Here is a 9929-nt window from a genome sequence, read left to right as displayed (position 1 = left end):
GGCGCGCAAACGCGGAGGATGCTTGGGGGGGGGGGCGCGGGCGCAGCAACCCCCCGCCCCTACAGCTCCATTTGAGGCCTGTGTTTATTGAGGCCTGTGTTTATTGAGGCCTGTGTTTACTGAACAGCTTCTTTAATAACTGCTATTGGCTTTCCGGACAGCTTCAGCTATTTACCTTTGCTGGGCCCTGCTTTTCCGGGCCCAGTTTAGTTATGAGCCATCCTCTGCGCATCAGCGTTGCCAAACGCACACCGGCCGCCGCCGCCCAACTCGCCGAGTTAGGCCGGCGGCTGTTTCACGAAACCTACGCCGCCCAGAACGATGCCGCCGATATGGCTGCCTACGAGGCGGCCACCTTCGGGGCCGAGCTGCAGCTGGCCGAGCTGCAGGCCCCCGACACCGTATTTCTGCTGGCTCAGATGGTGCAGCAAGTGGTAGGCTACGCCAAGCTCAACACCCGCTCCAGCCTGGGACTCGACCCCACCAAAACGCCCGAGAAGCGCCTGGAGGTGGAGCGCCTGTACGTGGCCGAAGACTGGATTGGTACCGGCCTGGGTGCGGCCCTCATGCGCCGGGCCATTGAGGAGGCCCGCCAGCAGCAGTGCCGGGCCGTGGTGCTGGGCGTGTGGGAAAAGAACGAGCGGGCCCGGGAGTTTTACCAGCGCTTCGGGTTCCGGCCTATCGGGCAGCAGGCGTTTCAGCTCGGCACCGAAACCCAGACCGATTTGATCCTGCGCAAGGGCCTGTAGGCGCAGGCCGGGCCGGCTTACCCGTTCCGCACGCATCCGCTACCTTTGCCCGCCCGCCCCATTACTCCGTGCCGTTGCAACGTCCTCCCTTCCTTCGTATTACCGGCTTGGCTCCGCTGCTGGCGTTGCTGCTGAGCGCCTGCTCAGGCAACTCGGGCGCGGGCGAGGTGGCCAACACTGCCCCGCCCACCGGCCATTACGAAGGCGCCATTAGCTACCAGGGCAGCGAGCTGCGCACGGCCCTCGACCTACGTGAAACCAAGTCCGGCCAACTGACGGCTACGCTAAGCTTTCCGCAGATGCCGGGACTGGATTTTGAGGCAGCCACCGCCAGCTACCAGGCCCCCCAGCTGCGGCTGGAAGAAGCCCCCGGCCAGCCCGGCGGCATTGTGGTACAGGCCGTGCGCGAGGGCGACTTTCTGCGCGGCGTACTCAACTGGGACAGCGTACGGACTGATTTCGTATGGGTACGGCGCGGCGAAGCCCCAGCCCCCGGCTTCCGCGACACCACCCTGACGCTAACCGTGCCCGGCCAGCCCGCCCAGCGCCTGCGCCTGCTGCTTCCCGACGATACGCTGCCCCGCCACCCGGCGCTGGTGCTGCTGGCCTCGGCCGCCGATAGCCCCGCCGCCGCCCGCCGCGCTACGCACCTGGCCCGCTGCGGCATTGCAGCGCTGCTGCTGCCCCCCGCCGCCGCAGATTCGGGCGCAGTGCTGCCGGTAGCGGCGTTGGCGGCCCTGCGGCGGCAAGCTGCCGTCGACTCGGGGCGGGTAGGCTATTGGGGCCGGGGCACGGCCGCCCCGCGGGTGGCCGAAGCCGCCGGGCAGCAGCCGCAGCCCGGGTTTGCGGTGCTGGAAGCCGCCGCGGCCGCTACCCGCGCCGAAGCGGCCGCCTACCAGGTGTTCAGCCGGCAGCGGATTCCGGTGCTGGCCTACTACGCCGGGCTCGATACCACGGTGCAGGCGGCAGCCAGCGCCCGGCGCCTGCGGCCCATGCTGGGCTACCGCCGGGGTTCGCAGGTGCAGGTACTGGCGGGCGTAACCGCCGATTTCCGGCGCCCTGGCCGCACCGGCCCCGATGGACAGTGGCAGTGGCCCCAACCGGCTACCGAGTACTGGAACGGACTGGTAGAGTGGCTGAAGGCGCGCTAGCCGCACGGCGCGGTTGGCTGCCGGCTGCTTTCCGTCGTATGGGGGTGCTTGTCCGCTTCTGCCTACCGGTTGCGCCCACGGGCAGCCGCGGGTGGGACGCTTTTTCCTCTCATGCTGCCATGCGCCTGCTCTCCCCAACCCTTACCCTTTTATTAGCCGCCCTGGCGCTGCCGCTACTGGCCGCTGCCCAGGCGCCCACCGACTCGCTGACAGCCGTAAAAAGCCGCTACTCGCTGTTTCGGCCAGTACCGCGGGAGCTGATGCGCGACCTGGCCCCTGACCGGCCCGGCGTCACCGAAAGTCCGTTTACGGTTGATGCGGGACACTTTCAGTTTGAAACCGCCCTGGCTAACCTCATCAGCAGCCACCCCAAGCGGCAACCCAAACAGTACACCTTCCGGGCCAACGCCTTCGTGCTGAAAATGGGCCTCGACAACCGGACCGATGTGCAGCTTTTCATCGATGCCTACGAATGGGACCGGACTTCTGCCACCGCCGATGAGCCTAGCACCCGCAACCAGGGCTTTGGCGACATAACCGTGCGCCTCAAGCGCAACCTGCTCGGTAACGACTCCACCGAAAGTCCGTTGGCCGTGGCCGCTATCGGGTTTGTGCGCCTGCCCACCGGGGGCCGGCAGGGCGCGGGCGGCTACGAGTACGGCCTGCTGCTGCCCGCCACTTACACCTTCGCCGACAATTGGAACATCAACGCTCAGCTGCCCCTGAGCCTCAGCTTCGACCGCGACGAAGCGCAGCACTACATACAAACCACCCCTTCGCTTAACCTCGACCACGCGTTCCGGCCCTGGCTTACGGGTTTCGGCGAGCTGGTGGCCCAGCACGATTTCCGCACCAGTAGCTGGCAGAAAGCCATTAACACCGGGGCCGTATTCAGCGTGGGTAAGAACATGCAGTTTGATATCGGCCGCCAGTTCGCCCTCTCCCGCTTAGCCGACCGCGAATACTTCGTGGGCTTCGTGGTCCGGCGGTAGTGATGGATTGTCAGTTATGAGTTACAAAACGGTGTCATGCTGAGCGCAGTCGAAGCATCTCTACCGCAGTGGTAATCCTAATGAATGCAACGAAGCGGTAGAGATGCTTCGACTACGCTCAGCATGACACCGTCCTGTGATTTACAACTAACTCCTACACCAGCCCCTTCAGCCGCTCGAAGCTGCTGCCGAGAATGGCCCTGTCATCGGCTTGAAGCCAGTCATGCAGTACGGTGGCGTACACCGAGCGGAAGTCGAGTTGATATTTCAGGTCGCCGGCGTCGAGGTTTTGCAGGTTGGGGGCGTTGTTGAGGATGCCCTTTCGGCGCAAGCCGCCACCGAGTAGCAGCACGTTGTTGGCCGTACCGTGGTCGGTGCCATTGCTGGCGTTCTGCCCTACGCGGCGGCCGAACTCCGAAAACACCAGCACCAGCGTATCATCGAAATTACCAGCTTTCTGCAGGTCGTCGGCAAACGAGCCCAAACCCTCCGACAGGTCGCCGAGCAGCCGGGCTTGCTGCTCCTGTTGGCGTACGTGGGTGTCGAAGCCGCTGAGCGACACGTAGAACACCCGCGACTCGACGCCCGAGTTTATCAGCTCGGCCGTGGTTTTGAGGCTCTTGCCAAACTCGCTGTTCGGGTAGGTCACGGCCGACTTGTACACCTTGCTCTTCTGGTACAGATAATCGGCCGACGAGGCCGTTTCGGCCAGCGTCTTATACAGGTAGTCTACCTCGGAAAGGCTACCGCCTGGCTGCTCGCGCCCAATTTTGGCCACCAGGCGGCCCTGGGTTAGCTGATGAAACTTCTCGGGACTTTTAAGCGCCAGCCCCTTGCGCTGCCGCCCCTTCATTGCTAGGCTGAGCGTATCATCCACTTCTAAGCCATTGTAGGGCAGGGCGCAAGGGGCGCAATTCGAGTCGAGGTAGCGGCCGAGCCAGCCAGTGGTCAGGTTCTCATCGGCCCCCGAACCGCTCTGCCAGATGTCCATCGAGCGGAAGTGGCTGCGGTCGGGATTGGGGTAGCCCACCGAGTTGAGCACGGCCACGTGGCCCTGGTCGTAGAGGCCTTTGAGGCGGCGCATGGCCGGGTTGAACCCGAGGCCTTTATCGAGGGTATGAATGCCGCTCTGGGGCCGGATACCGAGCGTGGGCCGGGCCTTGAAATACAAGTCGTCTTCGAAGGGAATTACGGTATTGAGGCCGTCGTTGCCCCCGCTGAGCTGCACCACCACAAGGCGGCGGCCGGCGGCGTCGCGCAGGCTGGGCAGGGCGTGGGCATCGAGACGGTGCAGAAAACTGGGCACAAAAAGCAACGTGCTGGCCAGCGTGGAAACTTTGAGAAAGTCGCGGCGGGTAGTCATAGCGTTAGGTTAGCGGGGGATTATGAAGTAGAACTATTGGAATCGGACAAGAAGGAACGGTCATGCTGAGCGAAGCCGGAGGCGTAGTCGAAGCATCTCTACCGCAACGGTAACTCAGGTTGTATGCAACGAAGCAATAGAGATGCTTCGACTGCGGCTGCGCCTCCGCTCAGCATGACAGCTCTTTTCAGCCAACCACACAACCTCTCACATCAGCTGGTACTCAGGTAGGCTCAGCAGAGCCGTCGTCATGTCGCGCAGCTCGCCGCGCACCAAAGGCAGGTTTTCGGGGCGAATGGGCACTTGCAACAGGATTTCGCTGAGCCGGGCAGGCTGCTGCGCGGCGGGCGTGGCGGCCAGCAGCCGCTGCAATGGAGCCAGCCGTACGGTAGTTTTCACGGCTTGGTCGAAGGTGCGGGCGGTGCGGGACAGGTTGGGGTCGAGGTCGTTTTCGTCCTGCTTGAGCTGCACGTCGAAGGCGGCGTTGCGCAGTAGCACGGCCGGTAGCTGCAGCCGGTAAAGCAGCGACGAGGAGTCAATCCAGGCGCGGCCACCGGGCCAGCCGGCCACGTTCGGCGGCTCAAACAACGTCTGCCCCAACGCCTTTTGAAACACGATAAGCGGCCGCTCGTTGGTCAGCTCCAGCCCCAAGGTGCGCTTCATGCCCGCCAGCAGTTCTACCGGCGACTTGATGCGGGTGCCCACGTTGGCGGCCGCGTAAAACCAATCGGCCGAAAACAACTGCTCCAGCAGCGCCGAAATATCGTAGCCACTCTTAAAAAACGTCTGGGCCAGCGGCTTGATGTGCGCCGGGTTGGGCACGTCATTCACGAAGAAACGGTAGAGCTTGGTGGTGATAAACTCGGCGCAGGCAGGCTGCGCCAGGATGATGCTAAGCGCCTGCCCGCCGTTGAAGTTGCCGGTGCGACCCAGCAGGTTTTTGGGGCCGTCGTCGTGCTGCTTTTCGCGGAATACAAACTTATTCTGGCCGTTGTAGCCCCAGCCAGTGAAGGCGCGAGCGGCTTCCTTCACATCGGTTTCCGAGTAGTTGCCTCGGCCCAGCGTGAACAGCTCCATCACTTCGCGGGCAAAGTTTTCGTTAGGACTTTGCTTGCGGTTTTGCTGGTTGTTGAGGAACTGCAGCATGGCCGGCTCGCGGCTCACGGCCAGCAGCAACTCCGGGAATTTACCCAGGGCCAGCCGCCGAATAGTATTGTTGAGCTGCAACGCGGCATCGGGGCGGCGCACCCGGCAGGCGAAGTAGCCGTGCCAGAAGAAGGTGAGCTTCTCGCGCAACTGCGCCTCCGAAGTGGCCATGCGCGTCAGCCAACCAGTATTCATGGCGTAAAAGGCGCTTCGAAGGTTCCGGTTCTGCTGCTTGCGCTGCTCCGGTGTCATCTTGCCCGGGGCTGCGCCGGCGGGCCGGGCAGTCTGGTCGGGCGTGGTAACCATGGCCGCCTGGGGCGCGCCGGCGGCTTGCATCATTTCAGCCGAAGGCGTAGGCAGCGGCTCGGCGTAGTGCATGGCCGGGCTATCGAGCGGCGCAAACGTGCGGGAGTCCTGCAGCAGCTTCCGCAGCGCCTGTCGCGGACTCAGGCCGGCCGCCAATTGCTCCGGCGTCGGCCCGAAGCCCGCCCGCCAGTACAGATGCTGAAGTTGTCGTTGCGTGGTTGTGGTCGTCGTCATGGTCCTTTGGACGCAGACGGGGCCGCCAAGTTTAAAGCCGTGTCATTGCGAGGAAGGATGACGAAGCAATCCGTGCGAGCAAAACACCAAGCCCCAATCAGCGCAAAGCTTCTAACGCCAGGCTTTTCGGATTTTCGGGACTTGCGACCTTGCTCGTACGGATTGCTTCGTCATCCTTCCTCGCAATGACAGACTCAGAGCCTCGCCCCCACCACTACTGTTTTGCGGTACTCGCGCTTTTCGCCGCTATTGGGGCGCAGCAGTTCAATATGCAGCACGTAGTAGCCCACGGCCGCTTTCTGGCCCCGCTCGTTCAGGCCGTCCCACTGGAAAAAGCCGCTGGTGGCCAGCGTTTCGTTGCGCACCAGGCGGCGGGCCAGGCGGCCCTGGGCATCGTAAATCGTGACGCTGGCGGCGTAGCCCGGCTGGTCGAGAACGTAGTTGAGGGTCGTTAGGTCCTGCTGGCCGTCCTCGTCGGGGGTGAAGACTTCGGGTTCTATCCGGAACGTCTGGTCGCCGCCGGGGTCCTGCTGGTACTGCGAGTTAGGGCGGCCGGGCGTGGCGTAACCCACGGCGCTGGCCGCCGAGTGGAAGTTCTGGCCGATACTCGGTCCCTCGGGCCGGATGCGCTCCAGCGACACACCGTTCTGGTCGTCGAGTAGCTTCAGGTGCATGCTTTTGTTGTAGGCGAAGCGGTCCAGCGGCTCGTTGGTGGCCGACGTCAGCACGACGATGCCTGCATCATCGGAGTACGAGGGCAAGCTGGGAATTTCGAGGAAATTGGCCGGCTCCGAGCTGTTGGGATAGTAGCTCTGGATATTAGCCGGGTCGGTGGTGAGAACGACCAGCTGGCCGGGCGCCAGCACGTAGGGGCCAGTACTGATGGGTTTCTGGTCCACGGCGCCGTCGGGTTTCTCGCTACTGAGCTGCCAACCCTGCACGTTCAGGTACTTGCCCGAGCGGTTGAGCAGCTCCACGAAATCGACGCCGCCCGTGCGCGGGTTGAACAGGATTTCGTTGACCACCACGTCGCCGGCCGCTACCGGCGCGGGCAGAGCCAGCGTAACGGCGGCGGCCGGGCCGCTGGCGTTGCCCACGCAGTCGGTGGCGCTCTGCACGGCTAGCGTCAGGGGCTGGCTGGGCTGCAATGGTGTACTCAGCTGCAGGTCAACCAGCCGGAAATCGGGTCCCACGGGCAGCACCCGGGCCACGCCCACGGCCGGCGAGAAGGTGTAGCGGGCGGGGTTTGCCGCGGCTGTGCTGTCGAGCTTTTCACTGAAAAACAGCCGCACCAGCGTGGGCGACAGGGCCACGGCTCGCATAAGGGCCGGCGCGGTACGGTCGGGGTTGGGGGTACGCACCGAGTTGGCCCGACCGGGCGTGCCGCCGCTCGGGTCGTTGCTGGCGGTCCAATTCTCGCTGCCACCGCAAAAATTGGCTTCGTCCACCATTTCGAGGCTCCAGCCTCCTTCCTTCTTGCGGCTGTCCTTGTACCAGCTGTCGGAGTACGTTACCTCGAACAGCACGCGACTGTCGCGGCCCGATAGCAGCAGCTGGTCGCCGGCGTTGCTGAGGCTGGGGAAATTGGTGAGGGCAAACACCTTCCCGAAGGCGGCGAACTGGGCCCCGCGAGTGCTGCCGCACACCACCGCGTACTCGCCCGGCAGCAGCGTGGCACCAGCCGGAAACACGGCCGGGTTGGCCGTGCTGCCCCCTTTACTCAGGCGCACGCCCGCCAAATCGAGCGTACGGGTGGCCGAGGGGTTATGGATTTCGAGGAACTCGGAAGCCGGCAGCCCCACGACCGGCGTTTCGTCGGCCATGATTTCGGTGATGAGCAGCTGACCGAACTGTGGCCCGGCCAGCACTCCCGCGAAGCTGAACGCGGCCGTGAGCGGGCCAGCGGCCACGTTGCCGTAGAGGTCGGCCACCTGGCGTACTTCCAGCGTGCCGCCGCCCGCTGGCAGGTCGGCGGCCAGCGTAAGGTGTACCAAGGCGGGGTTGGCCGCGTCGCGGAGGGCAGCAGTTACGGCCGGGCCGCCGGGCAGCTGGTAGCTGGCAGCACTTTGGGTGGCAGCTACAGCTTCATTGAACGTGGCATCGAGCGTGCGTGGGCCCACGCCGGCCGCCTGCACCGAGGTAGGCGGCGTGGCGTCGAGCACCCGGAAATCATCGAAGTAAAAGGCCTTGCTGTTGGCCGACGAATACGTGAGAAGTACGCCGAAAAAGGCGCTGCGCTGATGCGTGGCATCGGTACCGGCACCTTCACTCGCGAAGCTCTGGCCGCCCGTCAGGTCGCGTTCCAGGGTCCAGACGTTCTGCACCGAGCGCGTGACGCGCACTCGCACAAGGTTGTTGGTGGCCGAGCCGAGGGTGCCATCCTGACCATTGACGACGTAGGCGGGGCTGCCGGTGGCATCCTGGCGGAACAGGGCCACCTCGTCGGGGGTGCCGCCCAGGCGCACGAAGTAGCCGCGGGTACCGCTGGTTTTCAGGTCAGCACGGTCGGCCATCAGCCACACATCGGCGTAGTTGCCGCTGCTGGTGGCCAGCTTCAGGTTGGCCCAGAACGTCCAGCTGGTGCCGGTGCTGGCCTGGCTGGCGGTAACCAACTGCAGCTCGGTGCCCGTAACGGCCGGGCCGTTGCTTTGCAGCTGGCGGGCCGCATTCACCTGAAATGCGGCTTCGTCGCCGGTCCAGGCAGGGTTCTGGTTGAAGTCACCGTCGGTAAACTCGTCGGTTAGCTGGGCGTGGGCGGCCAGGCCGGGCAGCAGGAGCAACAGCAGGGGTAGCAGTTTCTTCATCGGATTTTCTCGCAGAGGTTCGCGGAGGAATGCGCGCAGGAAAACCGCCTTCTAACCTGTGTGCATTCCTCCGCGAACCTCTGCGAGAAACACGCATAAGCCAAAGTCAGTAACCGCAGGTAAGATAACCGCTTTACCTTTACGGCTCAACTGATAAAGCATATGAAAGTAGCCGTAGTGGGTGCCACCGGTCTGGTAGGCACCGAGATGCTCAAAGTACTAGCCGAGCGCAACTTCCCGGTCACGGAACTGCTGCCCGTAGCTTCGGCCCGGTCGGTGGGCCAGGAAATCGAATTCCGGGGCCAGAAGTATAAGGTGGTGAGCCTAGACGACGCCATTGCGGCTCGTCCGGCAGTGGCCATTTTCTCGGCTGGCGGCGCTATTTCGTTGCAGGAAGCGCCCCGCTTTGCCGCAGTGGGCACCGTGGTTATCGACAACTCCTCGGCCTGGCGCATGGACCCGACCAAGAAGCTGGTGGTCCCCGAAATCAACGCCCACACGCTCACGGCCGACGATAAAATCGTTGCCAACCCCAACTGCTCCACCATTCAGCTGGTGGTAGCCCTCAACGAGCTGCACAAAAAATACAAGGTTGAGCGCATCGTGGTGAGTACCTACCAGAGCGTAACGGGCACCGGCAAGCAGGCCGTCGATCAGATGATGCAGGAGCGCGCTGGCCAGACGGCCAGCAACCCCGCCTACCCCCACCGCATCGACCTGAACGTGCTGCCCCACATCGACGTGTTCCAGGAGAACGGCTACACCAAGGAGGAGATGAAAATGGTGCTGGAGACGAAGAAAATCTTCGGCGACGATGCCATCCGCCTCACCGCCACCACCGTGCGCGTGCCCGTAATGGGCGGCCACTCCGAAGCCGTAAACGTGGAATTCGCCCAGGAATTCGACCTCGAAGACGTACGCGAGCTGCTACGCCACACCGAAGGCGTAGAGCTGGTAGACGATGTGCAGAAAAACGTGTACCCCATGCCCCAGAACGCCCACGGCCGCGACGCCGTACTGGTAGGCCGCCTGCGCCGCGACGAAACCCAGCCCAAGACGCTGAACATGTGGGTAGTGGCCGACAACCTGCGCAAAGGCGCCGCCACCAACGCCGTACAGATTGCCGAGGTGATGGTGAAAATGGGGCTCCTCGGGTAGCTTTCGCCAACTTAGTGGCACGGATT

General features: G+C 63.8%; 7 protein-coding genes. 4 read left to right on the top strand and 3 right to left on the bottom strand.

Features of this window, described 5'->3' with window-relative positions:
• The first annotated feature begins 212 nt into the window (after positions 1-212).
• From HW556_RS12825 to HW556_RS12815, 3 genes are all read left to right on the top strand, one after another.
• Positions 213-749, top strand: coding sequence for a GNAT family N-acetyltransferase (locus HW556_RS12825; RefSeq protein WP_176900476.1), 537 nt, complete (start codon positions 213-215; stop codon positions 747-749).
• Between the two features lie 74 nt (positions 750-823).
• Complete coding sequence (locus HW556_RS12820) at positions 824-1900, top strand: hypothetical protein (RefSeq protein WP_176900474.1); 1077 nt, start codon at positions 824-826, stop codon at positions 1898-1900.
• Positions 1901-2019: 119 nt separating this feature from the next.
• Positions 2020-2892, top strand: coding sequence for a transporter (locus tag HW556_RS12815; protein ID WP_176900473.1), 873 nt, complete (start codon positions 2020-2022; stop codon positions 2890-2892).
• A gap of 154 nt (positions 2893-3046) precedes the next feature.
• Here HW556_RS12815 and HW556_RS12810 read toward each other — a convergent pair whose 3' ends face one another.
• The 3 genes from HW556_RS12810 to HW556_RS12800 form a co-directional block, all read right to left on the bottom strand.
• Positions 3047-4255, bottom strand: a complete 1209-nt coding sequence (locus tag HW556_RS12810) for a DUF1501 domain-containing protein (protein ID WP_176900471.1) — start codon at positions 4253-4255, stop codon at positions 3047-3049.
• A 207-nt stretch (positions 4256-4462) separates the two neighbouring features.
• The gene (locus tag HW556_RS12805; protein WP_176900470.1) at positions 4463-5941 is read right to left on the bottom strand and encodes a DUF1800 domain-containing protein; all 1479 of its coding nucleotides are present in this window, start codon (positions 5939-5941) and stop codon (positions 4463-4465) included.
• 194 nt (positions 5942-6135) lie between these two features.
• Positions 6136-8745 (bottom strand): lamin tail domain-containing protein, encoded by a 2610-nt coding sequence (locus tag HW556_RS12800; protein ID WP_176900468.1) that lies wholly within the window; start codon positions 8743-8745, stop codon positions 6136-6138.
• Positions 8746-8907: 162 nt separating this feature from the next.
• On the opposite strand from HW556_RS12800, the gene HW556_RS12795 reads away from it, so the two are divergent.
• Positions 8908-9903 carry an aspartate-semialdehyde dehydrogenase gene (locus HW556_RS12795; RefSeq protein ID WP_176900466.1) on the top strand — a complete coding sequence of 332 codons (996 nt, stop codon included), beginning with the start codon at positions 8908-8910 and terminating at the stop codon, positions 9901-9903.
• Positions 9904-9929 lie beyond the last annotated feature (26 nt).

It is taken from the genome of Hymenobacter terrestris (assembly GCF_013377905.1).
Taxonomy (GTDB): Bacteria; Bacteroidota; Bacteroidia; order Cytophagales; family Hymenobacteraceae; genus Hymenobacter; species Hymenobacter terrestris.
The sequence above is the reverse complement of the archived record's forward strand: the minus strand, read 5'-3'. Positions and strand labels throughout refer to the sequence as shown.